16 protein-coding genes are annotated in these 17,846 nt (G+C 72.0%); 9 read left to right on the top strand and 7 right to left on the bottom strand.

What is annotated here, in order from left to right:
- Positions 1-101: 101 nt before the first annotated feature.
- Entirely contained in the window at positions 102-488 is a 387-nt protein-coding gene (locus ACIBI4_RS30695; RefSeq protein ID WP_399207418.1) for a YybH family protein, read from the bottom strand.
- 28 nt (positions 489-516) lie between these two features.
- On the bottom strand, positions 517-2,184 hold the full coding sequence (locus ACIBI4_RS30690) for an alpha/beta fold hydrolase (protein ID WP_399207417.1): 1,668 nt from the start codon (positions 2,182-2,184) through the stop codon (positions 517-519).
- Positions 2,185-2,364: 180 nt separating this feature from the next.
- Here ACIBI4_RS30690 and ACIBI4_RS30685 point away from each other — a divergent pair, with 180 nt between their 5' ends.
- Positions 2,365-3,318: a MerR family transcriptional regulator gene (locus ACIBI4_RS30685; protein WP_399207416.1), complete on the top strand. Its 954-nt coding sequence runs from the start codon at positions 2,365-2,367 to the stop codon at positions 3,316-3,318.
- A 7-nt stretch (positions 3,319-3,325) separates the two neighbouring features.
- Here ACIBI4_RS30685 and ACIBI4_RS30680 read toward each other — a convergent pair whose 3' ends face one another.
- Positions 3,326-4,186 carry an aldo/keto reductase gene (locus tag ACIBI4_RS30680; protein ID WP_399207415.1) on the bottom strand — a complete coding sequence of 287 codons (861 nt, stop codon included), beginning with the start codon at positions 4,184-4,186 and terminating at the stop codon, positions 3,326-3,328.
- A 152-nt stretch (positions 4,187-4,338) separates the two neighbouring features.
- Between ACIBI4_RS30680 and ACIBI4_RS30675 the strand changes: the two genes are divergently transcribed.
- Together ACIBI4_RS30675 and ACIBI4_RS30670 are read left to right on the top strand one after the other, a co-directional pair.
- Entirely contained in the window at positions 4,339-5,157 is an 819-nt protein-coding gene (locus ACIBI4_RS30675; RefSeq protein ID WP_399207584.1) for an SAM-dependent methyltransferase, read from the top strand.
- Between the two features lie 10 nt (positions 5,158-5,167).
- Positions 5,168-5,596 carry a hypothetical protein gene (locus ACIBI4_RS30670; protein ID WP_399207414.1) on the top strand — a complete coding sequence of 143 codons (429 nt, stop codon included), beginning with the start codon at positions 5,168-5,170 and terminating at the stop codon, positions 5,594-5,596.
- Positions 5,597-5,619: 23 nt separating this feature from the next.
- Here the strand turns inward: ACIBI4_RS30670 and ACIBI4_RS30665 are convergent, their stop codons facing one another.
- The gene (locus tag ACIBI4_RS30665) at positions 5,620-5,823 is read right to left on the bottom strand and encodes a hypothetical protein (RefSeq protein ID WP_399207413.1); all 204 of its coding nucleotides are present in this window, start codon (positions 5,821-5,823) and stop codon (positions 5,620-5,622) included.
- Between the two features lie 133 nt (positions 5,824-5,956).
- Here ACIBI4_RS30665 and ACIBI4_RS30660 point away from each other — a divergent pair, with 133 nt between their 5' ends.
- The 3 genes from ACIBI4_RS30660 to ACIBI4_RS30650 are packed head-to-tail and all read left to right on the top strand — an operon-like array spanning position 5,957 to position 11,129.
- Positions 5,957-8,422 (top strand): DUF4132 domain-containing protein, encoded by a 2,466-nt coding sequence (locus tag ACIBI4_RS30660; protein WP_399207412.1) that lies wholly within the window; start codon positions 5,957-5,959, stop codon positions 8,420-8,422.
- On the top strand, positions 8,419-10,818 hold the full coding sequence (locus ACIBI4_RS30655) for a DUF4132 domain-containing protein (RefSeq protein WP_399207411.1): 2,400 nt from the start codon (positions 8,419-8,421) through the stop codon (positions 10,816-10,818). Before ACIBI4_RS30660 ends, ACIBI4_RS30655 begins: the two co-directional genes overlap by 4 nt.
- Positions 10,815-11,129, top strand: a complete 315-nt coding sequence (locus tag ACIBI4_RS30650; protein WP_399207410.1) for a hypothetical protein — start codon at positions 10,815-10,817, stop codon at positions 11,127-11,129. Before ACIBI4_RS30655 ends, ACIBI4_RS30650 begins: the two co-directional genes overlap by 4 nt.
- Positions 11,130-11,149: 20 nt before the next feature.
- Here ACIBI4_RS30650 and ACIBI4_RS30645 read toward each other — a convergent pair whose 3' ends face one another.
- Positions 11,150-12,226 (bottom strand): hypothetical protein, encoded by a 1,077-nt coding sequence (locus ACIBI4_RS30645; protein ID WP_399207409.1) that lies wholly within the window; start codon positions 12,224-12,226, stop codon positions 11,150-11,152.
- A 132-nt stretch (positions 12,227-12,358) separates the two neighbouring features.
- On the bottom strand, positions 12,359-12,985 hold the full coding sequence (locus ACIBI4_RS30640; RefSeq protein WP_399207407.1) for a 1,4-alpha-glucan branching protein: 627 nt from the start codon (positions 12,983-12,985) through the stop codon (positions 12,359-12,361).
- Positions 12,986-13,155: 170 nt separating this feature from the next.
- On the opposite strand from ACIBI4_RS30640, the gene ACIBI4_RS30635 reads away from it, so the two are divergent.
- From ACIBI4_RS30635 to ACIBI4_RS30625, 3 genes are all read left to right on the top strand, one after another.
- On the top strand, positions 13,156-13,740 hold the full coding sequence (locus ACIBI4_RS30635) for a dihydrofolate reductase family protein (RefSeq protein WP_399207406.1): 585 nt from the start codon (positions 13,156-13,158) through the stop codon (positions 13,738-13,740).
- A 92-nt stretch (positions 13,741-13,832) separates the two neighbouring features.
- Positions 13,833-14,834, top strand: coding sequence for a TIGR03842 family LLM class F420-dependent oxidoreductase (locus ACIBI4_RS30630; RefSeq protein ID WP_399207405.1), 1,002 nt, complete (start codon positions 13,833-13,835; stop codon positions 14,832-14,834).
- Between the two features lie 151 nt (positions 14,835-14,985).
- Positions 14,986-16,581: an NCS1 family nucleobase:cation symporter-1 gene (locus ACIBI4_RS30625; RefSeq protein ID WP_399207404.1), complete on the top strand. Its 1,596-nt coding sequence runs from the start codon at positions 14,986-14,988 to the stop codon at positions 16,579-16,581.
- A gap of 45 nt (positions 16,582-16,626) precedes the next feature.
- On the opposite strand, the gene ACIBI4_RS30620 is transcribed toward ACIBI4_RS30625, so the two are convergent.
- Positions 16,627-17,841, bottom strand: a complete 1,215-nt coding sequence (locus ACIBI4_RS30620; protein WP_399207403.1) for a pyridoxal-phosphate dependent enzyme — start codon at positions 17,839-17,841, stop codon at positions 16,627-16,629.
- Positions 17,842-17,846: the final 5 nt, after the last annotated feature.

Below are 17,846 nucleotides of genomic sequence, written 5' to 3'. Positions count from 1 at the left end.
AACCGGGGTCGGGTGTACGGGACGTGAGTGGCTCCCGCGGGACGGCTGCTGCTCGGCATAGGGGACATTAGGGGCGTGGGTTCCCGAGGGCCACGCCCCGGTCAGCTGCTGAGATGCTCATGCACGATCCTCCATGCTCCGCTCTGTCGCGCGATCACATTCGTCCCACGCCCCTCCCCGGAGCGCCGCTCCCCGTCCACGCGTCCGCTCCACGCGAACCGGTAGCGGCACACGGCCACGTCGTCCGCGACGACTGGCCACTCCAGTTCCCGTACCTCGTAGACCTCGTCCTGGATCGTCGCGAAGGTCCGCTCGATCGCGGCGCGCACCGCGTCGATGCCCTGGTGGGATCCGTCGGAGAACCAGTACGTGGCGTGCTCGGCGAGGAACGGGAGGACCCGGGTGATGTCGTGGCTGTTGTTCGCCGCCTCGTAGGAGCGCATGAACGCGGTGAGTTCGCGCTCCGTCGGCGGCAGTCGACCAGTCATCGCGGCATCATGGCGGACCTCGCGCCGGTCACGCCATGCCCGGCCCCAGCCGATCCACCACCCACTCCATCGCCTCCCGCACCACCGCGCGGGATTCGTCCGTCGGGTCGATGCCTTCGAAGGCGTGGTGGCCGTTCGGGATGTCGAGGATCGTGAGGCGGGCGTCGGCTGCGTCGGCTGCTGTGGTGAACTCCTCGACGGTGGTGGCGATCGCGGAGGTCTCCAGGCCGGCGCGGAGCAGGAGCAGCGGCAGGTCGCCCGCCTCGGCGACGACGTCCGCCGGGCGCGGGAGACCTGTCGGGTGCGGCCAGTTGGGCAGCGCGGCCATGATCGGGTAGTTGGCGGCGAGGCAGCGCAGCCACGGGGGCGGCGCGCTCAGCCACGGAGCGGTGAGCGGCCCGCTCCCCGAGAAGAACCACAGCGCGATCCGGTCCCCGTCGACGCGCGGATCGCTGCGCACCTGCTCCACCGCGGCCGCCAGGTCGGCGGAGGCGCGCGGGTAGGCGGTCAGGTCGTGCAGCCCGTGATCGAGCGTGACCCCGACCGCTCCGTGCGCGGCGGCCAGACGTGCGTATCCGACGAGGGTCGGCCACTCGCGGGGGGTGGGTCGCATGTCGGCGGGGATGGGGCCGCCGTGGATGATGACGACGGCGGGGTGAGGGGTGTCGGCGGCGTGAGGGGTGTCGGCGAGGGCTGGGTTGCTCTGGGCTTCGGGGGAGTCCGCTGCTTCGGGGGAGTCCGCCGCTTCCGGGGAGTCCGCCACCGGCAGGGAGTCTGCCCGCTCCGGGGAGCCGGTCACCTCCGGGGAGCCGGTTGCCTCCGGAGCGACCGTCGCCTCCGGGAAGTAGAAGTCCACGTTCCCGTGCCGTTCCCGGGCGATCTCCGGGACGTCGAGGAGGAACGGGCGCAGATAGCCCGGAGTTTCCGTGGGCTCGTCCGTGGGCGGATCGGCCAGACTCACGCCCTCGCCCGCCGCGGCGCCCAGGAGCGCGTCCGCGAGTTCGCGAGGGTGGGACAGCATCGGCCAGTGCCCGGCGGGGAGTTCGAAGAACGTGACCTCGGGGCGGGCCAGCGCCTTGATGGCCGGCTCGCCGAAGCCGAGCAGCAGCCGGAGTGTGGCGATCGTCGCGCCGCTCTCCGCGCACAGCACTCCCGTGGACGGCAGCGCGGCCCCCGCACCCGTCAGCCGCAGCGGCTGCAGCAACGTACCCATCGGCTGCGGCGCCGCGAGCGCGGTGAGCCGGTCCAGGTGGGCGTCGGACAACCCTGCCGTACTGCCCCAGCGCACCCACTCCGCACGCCCTGGCACCGGCAACTCCTCGACGCCCGCGGGCAGTTCCCGCAGCCCGGGGTCGGGGATGGCGCCCATCGCCGCCGCGCCGTCCTCCACCAGCGGCCCGTCCAGGTACACGACGCGCGCGACCCGCCCGGCGCGGCGGTCCGCGGCGCCCACGGCCGGGTACACCCCGTAGGCGTGCCCGACCAGGACGATCTCGCCTTCGGCGGACGCGTCCGCGTCAATCGCCGTGACGACCCGCGCGATGTGCGCCTCCAGATCGACGGACCCACCGTCCGGCGCGGCCCGCGGCACCTCCACGACCTCAGCCGTCGCCCCGGCCGCGCGCAGCAGCCCGACGGTCTCCTGCCATACGCCGGCCCCGGTGAACATCCCGGGCACCACAATGAACCGTGTCATCCCGCACTCCCTTCGCGAACTCCCGCACCCGCGACCGGCTCCCCGGCCGCCCCCGCGGTCCGCCGGAACCGTAGGAACTCCCCTTGAGGGAGGTTCAACCCCCGGAGGTCCGCCCCTCCGCCCGCACCGCCGCCACCCCTCTCCAGGTACGTTGGAAGCGACCGGCGAAGGGGGTACGGAGTGGCAGCGGGCTGGGACGGTTCGTGGAGCATCGGGGAGCTGGCCGAGTACGCGCGGACCACCGTGAAGACCGTGCGCTTCTACTCCGACCGCGGCCTGCTGCCCGAACGCGACCGCAGCGGCGGAGGGCACCGGCGCTACGGTCCCGAGGCGCTGGAGCGGCTCCGCCTCATCCGCTCCCTGCGCGGCCTCGGCGTACCGCTTCCGGACGTGCAGCGGATCGTCGCCCAACAGGAGGAGGGCGATGAGTCGCGCGCCCTGGAGGACGCCGTCGCCGGGCAGTTGCGGACCCTCGGCTCCCAACTTGCCGCCCTGCGCTGGCAGGAGGCCGCACTCCGCCTCGTCCACGAAGCCGTACCCGAGGAGCGCCCCGACCGGCTGCAGCTCGTCGGCGCGCTCGCCAGCCCGCCGAGCACCGCCCCGCTCGCCCGCTTCTGGCGGGCCTGGCTGCCCGCGCGCATGCCCGCGCGCGCGACCTCCGCGTTCCTGGAGGTCGCGGTCCCGCAGCCCCCGGAGAGCCCCACGCCCGGCCAGGTGCTGGCCTTCGCACGGCTCAACGCCCTGGTGACACGCCCCTGTTCGGCCAAGGAGCCCACGCAGCCCGCCGCGCACGGAGCCGCGGGACCGCGCGAGGCCGCGCTCCTGTACGCGGGCCTCGCCGAGGCGTATGGCCTCGCGGCCCCCGACCTCCTCGCGGGCCGCGCCCCGCACGACGGCGAGGCGCTGGCCGCGTTCGTCGACACGTACGCCACCGTCCACGGCCTGCGCGACACTCCGGCCTTCCGCCGTCGCCTGGCCCGCGAACTCGGCGCGGACCCGCGGTTCGACGGCTACTGGGAACTTGTCGCCGAGGTCGCCACGCCCCCCGGGGAGCGCCCCCACCCCACGCCAGGCACCGCGCACGACTGGCTGGTCGCCGCGCTGGAGGCGGGAGTCGGGGCGCGCGCCGCCTGAACCGCTCCTACGGCAGGTTCAACTCCATGGCGGCACCCGGCTCCGCGAGCCCGTCGAGCCGGGCCCGCTGCCCGGCCGTGAGCGCCAGTCCCTCGGCCGCCACGTTTTCCTCCAGATGCGCGATCCGGGCCGTCCCGGGGATCGGAACCATCACGGGCGAGTGGCCCAGGAGCCAGGCCAGGGCGACCTGGGTCGCGGTGGCGTCCAGCTCGGCGGCCACCTCCGCGACCACCTCGTTGGCACCCGCCTTGCCCCACGCCGCCGTCCGCCAGGGCAGGAACGCGATCTCCGCCTCCGTGCACGCGGTGAGCACGGGCTCGTGCTCACGGTCGAGCAGGCTGTAGCGGTTCTGCACGCTCGCGATCTCCACGATCCCGCGCGCCTCGGCCAGTTGAGCGACCGTCACCTCGGACAGCCCGATCCGCCCGATCTTCCCCTCGTCCCGCAGCTCGCGCAGCGTGCCCACCTGGTCGGCGAGCGGCACCTTCGGATCGACGCGGTGCAGCTGCAGCAGCTCGATCCGCTCCATCCGCAGCCGCGCAAGCGCCGCGTCGACCTGCTCCCGCAGCACCGCGGGCCGCCCGTCGAGATCCCACTCGCCCGCGGCGGACACCGCGATCCCGATCTTCGTGGTGACGAGCAGCTCCTTCGGATACGGGTACAGGGCCTCGACGAGCAGCTCCTCGTTCGCCCCGCCGCCGTACAGGAACGCGGTGTCGATGAGCGTGATCCCCAGCTCGACGGCCCGCCGGGCGACGGCGAGCGAGTTCTCCCGCTCTGCTCCCGCCCCGGTCGGCAGATGCATGGCACCGAACGCGAGCCGCCGTACTTCCAGATCGCCGCCGATACGGATGGTCCTGGGCGTCATGGGTGACACTTCCCCTCCCGTGGTGAATCCGCCACGCTAGCAAGGGTGTTGGCCGAACTCATGGCACCGTTACTGGTCAGGACCTCCCAACGGGCCCCGGAAGACCGTAGGTTGACCTCGACCGCACGCTGCAGAGGGAGAGGCCCGCCGTGGTGAACGAAGAGTCCGAGACGTCAGGTGCCGCGGTGCAGGGCCGGATCGATGTGTCACGGCCGCATTCGGCGCGGATCTGGAACTATCTGCTCGGCGGCAAGGACAACTACGCGGTCGACCGCGCGGCCGGCGACAAGGTCGTCGAGGTGTATCCCGGCATGCGGGACGTCACGCGCCAGTCGCGGCAGATGCTCACCCGCGTCGTCGCCCATCTCGCCGGCGAGGCCGGCATCCGCCAGTTCCTCGACATAGGCACCGGGCTGCCGAGCGCCAACAACACCCACGAGGTCGCCCAGTCCATCGCCCCCGACGCACGCATCGTGTACGTGGACAACGACCCGCTCGTCCTCGTGCACGCGCAGGCGCTGCTCACCAGCACGCCCGGCGGCAAGTGCGACTACATCGAGGCGGATGTCCGCGACCCCGAGACGATCCTGCGCGAGGCCGCCCGCACCCTCGACTTCTCGCAGCCGGTGGCGCTGATGCTGATGGGCATCATGGGCCTCGTCTCCGACGAGGAGAAGCCGCAGGCCATCGTCGACCAGCTGATGTCCGCTCTGCCGTCCGGCAGTTACCTGGCGCTGTACGACGGCTCCGACGCGGACCCCGCCTACGTGGAGGCCATCGCCCGCCACAACGCGAACAGCGGCGCCGTCCCGTACACCCCCCGCGGCATCGACCGCATCGCCCGCTACTTCGACGGCTTCGACCTGCTCGACCCCGGCGTGGTGTCGGTGGAGCGGTGGCGCCCGGAGGCGAACCCGTTCGGGGAGCCGGTGGCGGTGTCGTGCGCGGGCGGGGTGGCGCGCAAGCCCTGAGGGAGCTGCCGTGCACTGGTCGTTCAAGGCGCACGCGGCACTGCTCGCCGGCATGGCCGTGGTGTGCCTGACGGTCGCCGCCAGAGAGCTGACCGGGGTATTGAGGTGGGTGCCGGAGGGCGGAGACTGGCTTCTGGGGGCGGTACTCCTGTGGCTGCCGCTCCTTTTGGTGGCAGTGGCCCGGGATTGCCTGGCCCGGCTGAGCTCGCCCGGGCCCGCGTTCCCGTACCTGCCGTTCACGGTGCAGGCCTTTCTGGTGCTGTCGTTCCTGGCGGGCGCGACCCTGGGCTGGGTGGGACCGGAAGGAGCGGCGGCGGGGGACCGGAGGCTGTTCGCGTGCGCGGGAATGCTCTGCGTGCTCGGGGCAGGACTCGTCCTGGTGGCGGGCGAGCGGCGACGTCGCTCGCCCCGCGCCGTCGAGCAGACCGACGACAGCTGACGGCAGCCGCTCCCGGACCGTGCTCAGCCGGTGTACGCGTCCGTGAACTGCGGTCCGTCCAAGCCCTGTTGGCAGCCCTCGTGGTCGTCCGGGCCGCCCACCTTCGTCAGGACCAGCGCATAGCCCTGCCCTGAACTGCAGCCCTTGTCGCTCCACTCGCGGGCCAGGACCGTCCAGACCACCGCGAGGATGACGGCTCCGGCGATGAGGAACAGCCGCGGTTTCATACGCCCCCCTCGGGCCTGCCTCCGGTACCCGGTCCGCCTCATGGTGACGGGCAGGACGTGTCGTCGCCAGGGGCTTCGCGCGGGCGCCCGCCGCCCCGGCCCCGTTGTCAGACCTTGCTGCCATGATCTCGGCATGTTGTACGAGACCTTGGTGGCCGAAGCCCGCAGGTGTGACTCCCTCGACGAGGTGCGCCTGCGTGCGCTGGAGCGTGGGCGGTGGCTGGTGGAGCTGCTGGAGCAGCAGCGGCGTGGCGGTGCCGGGAGCGGCGCCGCCCGCGCCGCGATGGTGGAGCGGCTGGCCACCGGCGTGGGCGACGAGGAGGGCAGGGCGGCCCTGCTCTGCCTCCTCCTCGGCTCGCGTTACGAAGAGACCCGCGACTGGGCCTACGCCTTCGACGCCGACGCGCTCGTGCGCCGTGTCCGCGGCTGGTCGGCCGCCGAGGTGGCCGTCCTGTTCGTGCGGGTGACAGAGTGCGACAGGGGCTACTGGTTCGCCGACTCGCTCACGGTCGCTCTCCCCGCCGCCGAGCAACTCGCCCCCGAGGCACTGCGCGAGGTCTCCCCGCATCTGCGCGCGCTGCATGCGCAGATGCGGGACCAGTCGATCGACGCGACACGCAAGGCGAAGCTCAACCGGCGCCTCCGCGACCTCCTCGGCAGCATCGAGGAGACCACCGTCCCCCACGGCCTCATCCCCGACAAGGCACCGTGGGCCGCCCCGCTCCGCAACCGGGTCGCGGCCGCCCCGACCGCCGGACTCGCCGCGCTCATCCGCCACTTCGTCGCCCTCTCCAGCCCTCGCCCCACCCAGAAGTGGCGCCGAGCCTGCCAGGACCTGGTGGAACGGGCCGACGCCCGCGATCTCGTCGCCGACGTGCTCCGCGAGCTCGCGGAGGGCGACACGCTCTGTACCCGTACGCATGGTGAGCACTCCGAGGCGATCGGCGGCGCGTACCACTACCACTACGTCGCGCACCAGAACGACGGCGATCTCGCCCGGGGCGCCGTCTGGGCCGTCGCACTGGCGGACGGGCCGGCGGCCGTACCGCACCTCGTCGCACTCGCCCTGCGCGTCAGCGGCACGGAGCGGGGCATCGTCGAGGACCTCAAACTCGCGGGCGCCGCGATCAACGCCCTGGGGGAGACCGGCGACCAGACATCCCTGGAAGCCCTGTGGCGGCTGCGCACCCGCATCCGGCACCGCGCCCTGCGCAAGCAGCTCGACACCGCGCTGACCACGGCCGCGGGCAAGCTGGGCATCACGCCCGAGCAGCTCGTCGAGCGCAGCGTGCCCGACCACGGACTCGGCCCGGACGGCGCGGTGGAACGTGAACTGGGCGAGCACACGCTCCGGATCGCGATCGAGCACGGCACCACCGTCCGGCTGACCATCGTCCGCCCGGACGGGACACCATCACGGACCGCACCGGCCGCCGTGAAGGACGGACACCCCGACGCGCTCAAGCGGCACAAGGCCTTCGCCAAGGAGCTGCGCACCACCCTGGCGAGCGAGCGCGTCCGCGTGGAGGCCCTGATGTCCACGGACCGCGAGTGGCCGTACGACGAATGGTGCCGCCACTACCGCGACCACCCGGTCACCGGAGGTATCGTCCACGGCCTGATCTGGGAGTTCCGCGCGGGCGACGGGCCGTGGCAGGCCGTCGCGCCCGGCGCGCGGCCGGACGGCAGCCCCGACCGCGTACGGCTGTGGCACCCGATCCGCGCCGAGGCCGGCGAAGTCGCCGCCTGGCGCGAGCGGTTGATGGCCGACAAGCTGCGCCAGCCGTTCAAGCAGGCCTTCCGCGAGATCTATCTGCTCACGCCCGCCGAGGACGAGACCCGCGTCTACTCCAACCGATTCGCCGCGCACATCGTCCACTACCAACAGCTCTACGCCCTGTTCAAGGAGCGTGGCTGGCAGGCGAACTATCTGAGCGGGCACGACGGCGGCTACGAGGGCGAGGCGCGCGGTGTGTTCGCCGACGGCGCCTGGCGGGCCGTGTTCCACCACGACCCCGCCGACGAGGACTTCCCCTACTCACCCGACCACGCCGCCACCGACCAGGTCCGCTTCGAACGCCGCAGCGGCAAGCAGTGGCGCGAAGTGCCGCTCGCCGATGTACCGCCGCAGGTGTTCAGCGAGGCCATGCGTGATGTCGACCTGTTCGTCGGGGTCACTTCGATCGCCGCGGACGCCGAGTGGTCCGACCGCGGCGAGGACCGCCACCACGCGTACTGGCGCACCACCACCTTCGGAGCCCTGACCGCGAGCGCCGAGGTCCGCGGCGCGGCCCTGCAGCGCATCCTGCCCCGGCTGCGGATCGCCGACCGCTGCACGCTGGACGGCCGTTTCCTGCGGGTCCGGGGCGAGTTGACCACGTACAAGATCCATCTCGGCTCCGCGAACATCCTGATGGAGCCGGACGATGCCTACCTGTGCATCGTGCCGGGCCGGCGGCCGTCCGCGGGCGGGCAGGTGTTCCTGCCGTTCGAGGACGAGCGGCTCTCCCTGATCCTCAGCAAGGCGCTGCTCCTCGCCGCCGATACGAAGATCAAGGATGAGACGATCGTCCGCCAGATCAAGCGAGGTGCGCGATGAAACCCGGAGTCGAGCGGATGCTGCGGCTGCTGGCCGCGGATGCCGGGACGGCGGCGCAGGACGGCGAGTTCGACGCACGAAGCGTCGATCTGTCGGACGTGACGCCCGAGGACCTCGGCATGCTGAAGGTCGCCTCACGCCGGGTCAACTTCCAGGACGCACCGCCCCAGGTGCAGGACGTCAAGCGGGTCGTCGACCACGCGCTGGGGGACCGGGAGGTGCGGTACAGCGCGGCCTCCTGCCGCACCCTCTTCGACGTCCTCGTCGAACAGTGCTCGTGGCGGTACGGATCTCCCGACCTGCGGCAGGGCCTGCACGCGCTCGACCGGTGCTCGGAGCCCGTGCCCGACGTGTCCGAACAGGCCGCCACGCTCGTGGGTCTGGTCCTGGAGAAGGTGCCGGTGCGGCAGCCCCGCGCCCTCATCGCCGTCGCGGGCCTCGCGGGCGAGGAGGCGCTGCAGCGGGCGGTCGCGGGCCTTCTGGTGTACGGCGGCCCGCTCTTCGCCGACGAGATGGCGGTCCTCGCGGGCCTCGGCCCGGCCGAGCAGCGCATCCTGACGGCCCTCGACCGCGAGTTCCCGCTGATGCGGCACGAGGCGGAGATGTGGCACGACACCGCCCGGATCCCGGCCTATGTCGCCTTCACCCGGCGGGTGCTGGAAGCGGCGGCGGACCGCGCCGAGGCGATCCACGACGGCGTGATCCCGTACCGCGCGGACAAGGCCTTCACCGCACCGGAGGTGGTGACCCTCGGCCTGGCGCTGCGCGTGGCGCTGATCCGCGACGAGCCCTGGCTGCCCGAGCTCTGCGCACGCCTGCTGCCCGCCATCACCCTCGCGCCGGGCACCGCGAAGACCCTCCCGTCCCAGGGGCTCCTGTACGAGATCACGCGCGCCGCGCAGGAGTTCCCCACGCCCGAACTGGTCGCCGCGCTGCGCACCGTCCGCCGCACCGTGCGGCACGCGGGCGTGCCCAAGCAGCTCGACAAGCTCCTCAAGAAGGCCGACGCCGCACTCGCGGAACGCACCGAGGTGGCCTTGCGCCTGCCCCGCCTCGGCTTCGACGACTCCGGTGTTCTGCGCCGCAAGGCCGCACCGTACGAGGGCGTCCTCACGGTCACCGACTCCGCCACGCTGACCTGGGAGAAGGACGGCCGCACCCTGCGCAGCGCACCCGCGCCGCTGCGCCGCGACCACCCGGACCTGGTCAAGGAGCTGCGCGACCTCGCCAAACGCGTCGATGCCCAACTCGCCACGCTGCTCAAGGCGTTGGAGGGCAGCTTCGTCGTCGACGCCACGTATCCCTACGGCTGGTGGCGCACGGACCTCGCCGCCCACCCGCTCGCCCGCACCCACGTGAACCGTCTCATCTGGGAGCTCGAAACGGCGCCCGGCACCTGGCACGCGTTCCTGCCCGCAGCGGAAGCCGGCACCGAAGCCGAAGGTGCGGCGGCCCTTCCCGACGCACCCGCCGAAGCCCGCATCCGCCTGTGGCACCCTCTCCGCTCCCGCCCCGACGACGTACGCGCCTGGCGCGACGTCCTCAGCGAGCAACAGCTGCGCCAGCCCTTCAAACAGGCCTACCGAGAGGTCTACCTCCTGACCCCGGCGGAGAACGAGACCCGCACCTACTCGAACCGCTTCGCCGCCCACCTCGTCCACTACCAGCAGCTGTTCGCCCTGTTCCGGGCCCGCGGCTGGCAGAGCACTCGCCTGGGCCCGTGGGACGCCGGCGACTCCGCCATGGCCGAGCGCACCCTCGCCTCGGGACAGTGGCGCGTCCGCTTCGCCCACACGTGGGCCGAGTCGACCGACGAGCACGACCTCGCGGGCACCGACGCCGTGCGCTTCGACCGCCGGGAGTCCGGCACCTGGCAGGAGGCACCGCTCGCGGACGTCCCGCCCCTGGTCCTCAGCGAGGCCATGCGCGATGTCGACCTCTTCGTGGGCGTGACCTCGATCGCCGCCGACCCCGACTGGACCGACGGCGGCACCCGCCGCGCCTATTGGGAGCGCGCCGGCTTCGCCGCGCTCGACCAGAGCGCCGAGGCCCGCCGCGAGGCCCTCGCCCGCATCGTGCCGCGCCTGAAGATCGCCGACCGCTGCACCCTGGACGGCCGCTTCCTGGTGGTCCGCGGCGAGTTGACCACGTACAAGATCCATATCGGCTCGGCCAACATCCTGATGGCCCCGCACGACGCCTACCTCTGCATCGTCCCCGACCGCCGCACGACGACGAAGCAGACGTCGAACGTCTTCCTCCCCTTCGAGGACTCCCGCCTGGCCCTGATCCTCAGCAAGGCCCTGCTGCTCGCGGCGGACACGGAGATCACGGACGCGAGCATCCTCGGCCAGATCAAGGCGGTGTGCGGCGCCCCGGTTAGGGTCCAGGAATGAAGCTGAAGATCGAGATATCGGTCCCCGAGAGCCACGCGGACGCCGTCATCGAGGCGCTGCACGCCTCCGGGGCAGGGCGCGTGGGCGAGTACGCCCGCTGTTCCAGCGTCTGGAAGGTGACGGGCCGCTGGCAGCCGCTGCCCGGCGCGCGGCCGTACGACGGCGAGGTGGGTGCCGTGCAGCAGGCCGAGGAGTGCCGCATCGAGTCGGTCTGCGACGAGGACCAGGCCCGCCTCGTACGGGACGCGGTCCGCAAGGCGCACCCGTACGAGGAGGCGGTCATCCACTTCCTGCCGTTGTACGAGCCGTAGGACCGGAGCGTGACGGCAGGTCAGGAACGGCTCGCCGTCCCGCACTCGCCCGAGCCGCTCCCCTCGATCCCCTCGCTGCGGTCGTACGGGTCCATCTCCTCGCCGCCGTCCGCGGGCCGGTGGTCCTCGGTGAAAGCGGGGGAGAGGAAGCCGATGGTGTCGCAGCCGCCGTTGGTGGTGTGGATCTTGTAGGAGGAGACGGAGAACGTGCCGGGTTCGGTCTTCACCTTCGTCGGGTCGTCCCAGCTCAGGACCAGTTCGCGGCGGACGATCGTCCGGGTGATCTCGTCGCTGTCGCCGTCGGCGCGGGTGAACGGGTAGACGAAGGTGACGTCCGCGGTCACCTCCAGGGCGCCGCGACGGCCCTCGGTGAACGACAGATGGCCGCGGGTCCTGACCACGTCACCGACGAGGCGGACCTCGGCCGGGCGGTAGCGCGTGAACAGGAGCAGCGGGTCGTGCTCGGCCGTCGGCTTGTCGAACGCCGTGGTGAGCAGCGGGCGGAGGTCAGGCTGGTGCGGATTGACGAGGGCGATCGCCGCGTCGGGGCGGCGTCCGAGCAAGGCGGCGGGATCGGTGTTCGTCCCGGCGAGGAAGTCGCGGGTGCGGGCCAGCGCGTCGGCGACCTGGCCCTTCGTCATCCAGCCCGTCGCACGCGCCGCGGGCACCGTGATGCCGTCCGCGCCATCCGCCCAGCGGGCTGCGGGGGAGCCCTTGAACGGCTCGTCGACCGTGGGCCGTCCACCGCCCGCGTCCGCCGGGGCACCCGTCGGCCGGGCGGACTCGGCGGCGAGCGGACCGCCGTCCTCGTCACCGCCGAACACACCGGACAGGGCACCCGGCGTGAGTGCCACGATCAGGGCGACCACCGCGACGACCAGGGCGAGCACATGCCAGGTCCGCAACCGCCGCTCCCGGGGCGGCCGGTGGGCACGCCAGGCGTCCGGCTGCTGCGGCGCGCTCCGCAGCTTGTCCGCCACCATCCGCGCCCGCGCCGAGGGTTCCTCGGGAGCGCCGGGCGTCCCGGCCTCGGCCTCGCGCAGGAAGCGCTCCCACTCCTCGTCCGGTATGGACGACTCGCCCTTGCCCTGGCTCAACTCCGGCCCCCATCCCGTCCCGGCACGTACCGTGCCCCCACGCCCCCGCCCTCACTGACGAGCGATGATCGCACAGGGGCGGGCGGGGAGCGTGGTGCGTGCGGTGCGCACGGTGCAAGAGGGGCGTACGGATCAGGCGTTGAGGTGCAGCGTGACGAAGGGGGCGCGGGCCTCGGTCCCGTCCGCGAGCTTCCACACCGCCGAGACGTGACCGTCGGAGCCGGCCGCGTCACCCGGCGCCAGCGCCCGCGCGAGCCGGAGCACCGCACCGCCGGTCAGCCGGATCTCGGTGCCTGCCTCGGTGTCGGTGACCGCCGCGATGCGCGCCGCGCCGAGCGGACCGTCCGCGCGCACGACCTCGACCTCACGGTCCTCCTGGTCGCTGACGTTCTGCGCCTGCGCCGTGGCGCGGCCCTCGAAGAGCGCGGCCAACTCGGCCACCAGGACCGGGTCGTGCGCTCCGTCGTAGAGCCGGCGCTTGCCGAGCACCCCGTGCTCCGAGGTCCCGATGAGCGCGTCCTCGGCGCCGTCGAGCGGGGCGCCGCGGTAGGTCATGGGCGTCAGATACGCGGCGTCCGCGGTGCCCACGACCATGAACTCGATCCCGACCTCCCCCGCGGGATCGTCGAGCCGGAACCCGCCCGCCTTGGTGAGCTCCGGCGCCTCGGTGCCTCCCCGGTACCAGGGCCGCCCCGGCAGCCACTCGGCGAGCAGCTCCGTCTTGGTCGGCGTGAGCGTCGTCTGATGGATCTCGGCCATACGGAAGGGTCCTCCTGCGAGTCGGTGGGATCAACGGCCCGCCCTGATCAACCGCCGCGGCCCGCCATTTCATCCCGCCCCGCCCCGCGCCGAGCGATGAGTTCGAGGCGTCCGTACGGTCTGTCCTCATGAGGGGCCGCAAGGGCCCACCGAACCCCGCGGGAGCAGTGATGGGCAAGGTAGTGATGCAGAACGTCGTCTCCGTCGACGGTTTCATCGCCGACAGCAACGACGACGTCGGTCCGCTCTTCGAGTGGTACTTCAACGGCGACGTGGAACTCGGCGCGAGGGGCATCAAGGTCTCCAAGACCTCCGCCGCGTACGTACAACCCATGTGGGACTCGATCGGCGTACTCGTCATCGGGCGGCACCTCTTCGACATGACCAACGGCTGGGAGGGCGAGCAGCCCGCGGGCGAGCACGTGGTCGTGGTCTCCCACCGTCCCAAGCCCGAGGGCTGGCACCCCGAGGCCTCGTACCACTTCGAAACCGATGTGACCCGCGCCGTCGCGAAGGCGCAGGAGCTCGCGGGCGAGCGGACCGTGGGGATCGCGGCGGGCGACGCGGGCGGGCAGGCGCTCGCGCTCGGCCTGGTGGACGAGGTCGCGATGGACATCGCACCGGTCGTGTTCGGCTCCGGCAAACGGTTCTTCGGCCCGGTCGACGCCAAGCACCTCCTGGAGGACCCGCATGTGGTGATCCAGGGCGACCGGGTGCTCCACCTCGCATACCGGGTACGGCGGCCCAAGGACTGAAACCGTCTGGGTGGACACGCGTAGAGCCCTCTTGCCAACCCCTCGGAACAAGTCCACGATGGTCGCTTCCCGGTGAAACGTGGAGCACCAGCATGGACTTCGGACTCGTTCTGCAGACCGACCCGCCGGCCGCGCAAGTGATCAGCCTGATGAAACGGGCCGAGCGCAACGGCTTCCGCTACGGCTGGACCTTCGACTCCGCCGTGCTGTGGCAGGAGCCGTTCGTCATCTACAGCCAGATCCTGGCGCAGACACAGCGGCTGACGGTCGGCCCGATGGTCACCAACCCGGGCACCCGCACCTGGGAGGTCACCGCCTCCACCTTCGCCACGCTCAACGACATGTACGGCAACCGCACGGTGTGCGGGATCGGGCGCGGCGACTCCGCGATGCGGGTGGCCGGGCGCAAGCCCAACACCCTCGCGCGGCTCGGCGAGGCGATCGGTGTCATCCGCGACCTGGCGGAGGGCCGCGAGGCCCAGGTGGACGGCGCGGCGATCCGGCTGCCCTGGGTGCGGGACGGGCGGCTGCCGGTCTGGATGGCGGCGTACGGACCGAAGGCCCTCGCCCTCGCCGGTCAGAAGGCCGACGGCTTCATCCTCCAGCTCGCCGACCCCTACCTCACGGAGTGGATGGTCCGCGCGGTGCGCGACGCCGCACAGGCCGCGGGCCGCGACCCGTCCGACGTGAAGATCTGCGTGGCCGCCCCCGCGTACGTCGGCGATGACCTCGCGCACGCCCGCGAGCAGTGCCGTTGGTTCGGCGGCATGGTCGGCAACCACGTCGCCGACCTCGTCTCCCGTTACGGTGAGCACTCCTCGCTCGTCCCCGAGGCGTTGACCTCGTACATCAAACAGCGTCAGGGCTACGACTACAGCCACCACGGCAAGGCCGGAAACCCGTCCACGGACTTCGTCCCCGACGAGATCGTCGACCGCTTCTGCCTGCTGGGCCCGGTCGAGTCCCACCTGGAGAAACTCCGCACGCTGCGCGACCTGGGCGTCGACCAGTTCGCGGTGTACGCGATGCACGACGCGCGCGAGCAGGTCATCGAGACCTACGGCAGCGAGATCATTCCCGCGTTCCAGGACTGAGGACCGGCCCGCCCGCCGGCTTCCCCGGGCGAGGGGTGTATTCCAGCCGTCGAGTGGGCAGTTTCCGTCATCGGCTCGGTGTGTCAGTACGACGGTGTGTCATCGCCACCTGTGTGTCATCACGGCAATCCTCAAGAGGAATGGACCGGATATGACGTACGCGGAACCTGCACCCCAGGACAGATATCCGATCGACCAGGACACGCAGTCGGTCACCGCGGACGGCCAGGTCGAGCTGGCCCCGGGCGCCTATCCCGACGACAGTCCGTACGCCAACGAGGACCTGCGGCCCGTCCCCGTCGCGGACCGGCACTGGACCACGTACAACTTCGCGGCGCTGTGGATCGGCATGGCGCACTGCATCCCCTCCTGGACGCTGGCCTCCGGTCTGATCGCGCTCGGGATGGACTGGAAGCAGGCGGTGTTCACCATCGCGCTCGCCAACATCCTGGTCCTCTTCCCGATGCTGCTCACCGGGCACGCGGGCCCCAAGTACGGCATTCCGTTCCCGATCCTCGCGCGTGCCGCGTTCGGGATCCGGGGAGCGAACCTGCCCGCGCTGCTGCGCGCCGGGGTGGCCTGCGGCTGGTTCGGGATCCAGACGTGGATCGGCGGCCAGGGAATCTACGTCCTCCTGGACAAGCTCTTCGACGGGAACCTCGCCAAGGCCGGCGTGATCGGCGGCGAACCGTGGACGCTGTGGCTCTGCTTCGTCCTCTTCTGGATGCTCCAACTCGCCATCATCTACCGGGGCATGGAGACCCTGCGCCGTTTCGAGAACTGGGCGGCCCCCTTCGTCCTCATCGGCGCCGCGGTCCTGCTGATCTGGATAGCCGACAAGGCGGGCGGCTTCGGCCCGCTCCTCGACCAGCCCTCCACTCTCGGCTGGGGCGCGGACTTCTGGCCGGTCTTCTTCCCCGCGCTGATGGGCATGATCGGCTTCTGGTCCACGCTCAGCCTCAACATCCCCGATTTCACGCGCTTCGGCCGCGGCCAGCGCGCCCAGGTCTGGGGTCAGACGCTCGGCCTGCCGACGACGATGACGTTGTTCGCCTTCATGTCGGTCCTGGTGACCTCCGGCTCCCAGGCGATCTACGGCGAACCCATCTGGGAGCCCGTCCCGCTCGCCGCGAAGGCCGACAACGCCTTCGGTCTCGTCTACGCCCTGATCACCGTCCTGGTCGCCACGATCTCGGTCAACCTGGCGGCGAACGTGGTCTCTCCCGCGTACGACCTCTCGAATCTCGCCCCGCGCCTGATCAGCTTCCGTACCGGAGCACTGATCACCGGCGTCGTCGGCGTCCTGATCTTCCCGTGGGAACTGATCTCGACCCCCGAGTTCTACATCTTCGTCTGGCTGGGCGTGGTCGGCGGCCTCCTCGGCACGGTGGCGGGCATCCTCATCACCGATTACTGGATCATCCGCCGCACCCGGCTCGCCCTCGTCGAGCTGTACGTGAAGGAGGGCCGCTACTGGTACCGGGGCGGCTGGAACTGGCGGGCGGTGACGGCCTTCCTGGTCGGCGCCCTGCTCGCGGTCGGTGGCTCCCATTCCGCCCCGGGCAAGGGTCCGTTCCCCGAGGACGGCCTCATCCCCTTCCTCGAACCGCTGGCGGACTACGGGTGGGCCGTGGGGCTGGTCTCGGCCGCCCTCGTGTACATGATGGCCGCTCCGGAGATGCGGGTGGTGACGCGGGGGTGGCTCGACAGGAAACTCGAAGGACGCCGCGGAGTCGAACGCCGCTGAAGAGGGATGGACCGGGTACGCGGGAGGTGACCTGCGGACGGGATATCAGACCGCCCGCATCCCCTCCGACTCCAGCCGCGACCGCACCGCGTCCCACGACGGATCCACCGCGGCCACCTCCCGCGCGCCCACCGCCTTGTCCTTGAACCCGCTCGACGTCGTCACGCATACGACCGGCCCCTCGACCTCAGAGGGCCTGATGCCGCGCAGACCCGCGAGACCAGCGGCCGCGGAGAGTTCGACCCACAGGCCCTGAGCGGCCAGTTCCTGCTGCGCCGCCCGGAGCCGGCCGTCGTCCACGAGCAGCGGCCGGCCGCCGCTGCGCTCCAGGGCGAGGACGCCGCGGTAGCCGTTCACCGGGCAGTCGATGCCGTACGCGTCCGTGGCGCCGACCGGCACCCGCACCGCCGGCACTCCCTGCCGCACCGCGGCGGCCAGCGGACCGCCCGTCGCCGGTTCGCAGCTGTACAGCGGCGGCACCCGGTCCGTCAGGCCCAGTTGCCGCAGCTCGTCGAAGCCCTTCCAGATGCCGAACAGCAGCTCCCCGTACCCCGTCGGCACGAACACCGCGCCCGGCACACCGAGGTCGGCGGCGATCTCGTACGCGATGGTCTTGTAGCCCTCCGGGCCGAAGGAACTGCCCGTGTGGAAGGGGGTGAGGTTGCTGACGGGGAAGAAGCCGAAGTGCTCGGCGATGCGCTCCGTCAGGGGCCAGCGGCCCTCGGCTGGTACGGGGAGCACGACGGCGCCGTACGCGGACAGGAAGGACGCGACGGCCGGCGGCAGTCCGGCCGAGCCGAGCACCACACAGCGCAGCCCGGCACGGGCCGCGTACGCGGCGGCGGACGCGCCGTGGTTGCCCGAGGAGGCCACCACGATCCCGGGCGCGTCCACGCCGAGCGCGGCGCTCACCGTGCAGCGGTTGAGCCGGTCCTTGTGACTCCAGGTGGGGTTGCGGGACTCGTCCTTGATGTGGACGCCGCCGCCGAGGTCGATCAGCGGCGTACCGCCCTCGCCGAGGCCCGGAGCGAGCAGCGGCGGCAGAAGCGCGGCCCAGCGGTCGAGCCCGGAACCGCCGCCCGCCCCGAACTCCGGTGGGACGCCCCCGTAGTCGTACTCCACCTCCACCGGGTACGACATGTGCGCCGAGCTGGTGCGCGGACAGCCGCGGGAGAGCGGCGGCCACAGCGGATAGCGGATGCCGGGGTCACCGAGCGAGCGCTGGCCGGTGGCGAGGGAGGCGGAAGCGGGGCTCGTCATGATCG

It is taken from the genome of Streptomyces sp. NPDC050418, assembly GCF_044458745.1.
Lineage (GTDB): Bacteria > Actinomycetota > Actinomycetes > Streptomycetales > Streptomycetaceae > Streptomyces.
Note: the sequence above shows the minus strand (reverse complement) of the source record. Positions and strands in the feature narration are given on the sequence as shown.